This is a genomic window from Haloarcula sp. K1 (genome assembly GCF_001647155.1).
GTDB classification, from domain to species: domain Archaea; phylum Halobacteriota; class Halobacteria; order Halobacteriales; family Haloarculaceae; genus Haloarcula; species Haloarcula hispanica.
On the sequence record NZ_LRHL01000026.1, the window covers coordinates 1 to 3,001 of the forward strand.

Sequence of the window (3,001 nt, forward strand, 5' to 3'; positions counted from 1 at the left end):
TATGAAACCGTGTGTACGTGCGATCCAGGCGTCCACTGGACTCGTTCAGTTGAACGAGTCACAACGACGTTGGCTACTATGCCAGCTGGTGGATTGCTCGGCTCAGGCGCTGATGAAGGACGTGCCAAGCTGCGATAAGCTGTGGGGAGCCGCACGGAGGCGAAGAACCACAGATTTCCGAATGAGAATCTCTCTAACAATTGCTTCGCGCAATGAGGAACCCCGAGAACTGAAACATCTCAGTATCGGGAGGAAAAGAAAACGCAACGTGATGTCGTCAGTAACCGCGAGTGAACGCGATACAGCCCAAACCGAAGCCCTCACGGGCAATGTGGTGTCCGGGCTACCTCTCATCAGCCGACCGTCTCGACGAAGTCTCTTGGAACAGAGCGTGATACAGGGTGACAACCCCGTACTCGAGACCAGTACGCTGTGCGGTAGTGCCAGAGTAGCGGGGGTTGGATATCCCTCGCGAATAACGCAGGCATCGACTGCGAAGGCTAAACACAACCTGAGACCGATAGTGAACAAGTAGTGTGAACGAACGCTGCAAAGTACCCTCAGAAGGGAGGCGAAATAGAGCATGAAATCAGTTGGCGATCGAGCGACAGGGCATACAAGGTCCCATGACGAATGACCGAGACGCGAGTCTCCAGTAAGACTCACGGGAAGCCGATGTTCTGTCGTACGTTTTGAAAAACGAGCCAGGGAGTGTGTCTGTATGGCAAGTCTAACCGGAGTATCCGGGGAGGCACAGGGAAACCGACATGGCCGCAGGGCTTTGCCCGAGGGCCGCCGTGTTCAAGCGCGGGGAGCCATGTGGACACGACCCGAATCCGGACGATCTACGCATGGACAAGATGAAGCGTGCCGAAAGGCACGTGGAAGTCTGTTAGAGTTGGTGTCCTACAATACCCTCTCGTGATCTATGTGTAGGGGTGAAAGGCCCATCGAGTCCGGCAACAGCTGGTTCCAATCGAAACATGTCGAAGCATGACCTCCGCCGAGGTAGTCTGTGGGGTAGAGCGACCGATTGGTGTGTCCGCCTCCGAGAGGAGTCGGCACACCTGTCAAACTCCAAACCTACAGACGCTGTTTGACGCGGGGATTCCGGTGCGCGGGGTAAGCCTGTGTACCAGGAGGGGAACAACCCAGAGATAGGTTAAGGTCCCCAAGTGTGGATTAAGTGTAATCCTCTGAAGGTGGTCTCGAGCCCTAGACAGCCGGGAGGTGAGCTTAGAAGCAGCTACCCTCTAAGAAAAGCGTAACAGCTTACCGGCCGAGGTTTGAGGCGCCCAAAATGATCGGGACTCAAATCCACCACCGAGACCTGTCCGTACCACTCATACTGGTAATCGAGTAGATTGGCGCTCGCATTGGGTGGAAGCAGGGATGAGAATTCCTGTGGACCGATGCGTGACGAAAATCCTGGCCATAGTAGCAGCGATAGTCGGGTGAGAACCCCGACGGCCTAATGGATAAGGGTTCCTCAGCACTGCTGATCAGCTGAGGGTTAGCCGGTCCTAAGTCATACCGCAACTCGACTATGACGAAATGGGAAACNNTGTCCGTACCGAGAACCGACACAGGTGTCCATGGCGGCGAAAGCCAAGGCCTGTCGGGAGCAACCAACGTTAGGGAATTCGGCAAGTTAGTCCCGTACCTTCGGAAGAAGGGATGCCTGCTCCGGAACGGAGCAGGTCGCAGTGACTCGGAAGCTCGGACTGTCTAGTAACAACATAGGTGACCGCAAATCCGCAAGGACTCGTACGGTCACTGAATCCTGCCCAGTGCAGGTATCTGAACACCTCGTACAAGAGGACGAAGGACCTGTCAACGGCGGGGGTAACTATGACCCTCTTAAGGTAGCGTAGTACCTTGCCGCATCAGTAGCGGCTTGCATGAATGGATTAACCAGAGCTTCACTGTCCCAACGTTGGGCCCGGTGAACTGTACATTCCAGTGCGGAGTCTGGAGACACCCAGGGGGAAGCGAAGACCCTATGGAGCTTTACTGCAGGCTGTCGCTGAGACGTGGTCGCCGATGTGCAGCATAGGTAGGAGACATTACACAGGTACCCGCGCTAGCGGGCCACCGAGTCAACAGTGAAATACTACCCGTCGGTGACTGCGACTCTCACTCCGGGAGGAGGACACCGATAGCCGGGCAGTTTGACTGGGGCGGTACGCGCTCGAAAAGATATCGAGCGCGCCCTATGGCTATCTCAGCCGGGACAGAGACCCGGCGAAGAGTGCAAGAGCAAAAGATAGCTTGACAGTGTTCTTCCCAACGAGGAACGCTGACGCGAAAGCGTGGTCTAGCGAACCAATTAGCCTGCTTGATGCGGGCAATTGATGACAGAAAAGCTACCCTAGGGATAACAGAGTCGTCACTCGCAAGAGCACATATCGACCGAGTGGCTTGCTACCTCGATGTCGGTTCCCTCCATCCTGCCCGTGCAGAAGCGGGCAAGGGTGAGGTTGTTCGCCTATTAAAGGAGGTCGTGAGCTGGGTTTAGACCGTCGTGAGACAGGTCGGCTGCTATCTACTGGGTGTGTTATGGTGTCTGACAAGAACGACCGTATAGTACGAGAGGAACTACGGTTGGTGGCCACTGGTGTACCGGTTGTTCGAGAGAGCACGTGCCGGGTAGCCACGCCACACGGGGTAAGAGCTGAACGCATCTAAGCTCGAAACCCACTTGGAAAAGAGACACCGCTGAGGTCCCGCGTAGAAGACGCGGTCGATAGACTCGGGGTGTGCGCGTCGAGGTAACGAGACGTTAAGCCCACGAGCACTAACAGACCAAAGCCATCATTCATACGCACTGTGACTCATTCACCGACGATTTACTCGTCGCTGAACGAGTCCAGGCGCAAACTGGATCGCACGTAATCACACGGTGGAAAAGTTGATCGAGACTGGTACTTTCGTGGTTCGATTCCACGACTCGACGTTAGGCGGCCACAGCGGTGGGGTTGCCTCCCGTACCCATCCCGAA

Annotated in this window: 1 rRNA gene; it reads left to right on the forward strand. The window is 55.7% G+C overall.

Features of this window, described 5'->3' with window-relative positions:
* Positions 1–63: 63 nt before the first annotated feature.
* Positions 64–2,821: ribosomal RNA gene (locus AV929_RS10475) — 23S ribosomal RNA — on the forward strand.
* Positions 2,822–3,001 lie beyond the last annotated feature (180 nt).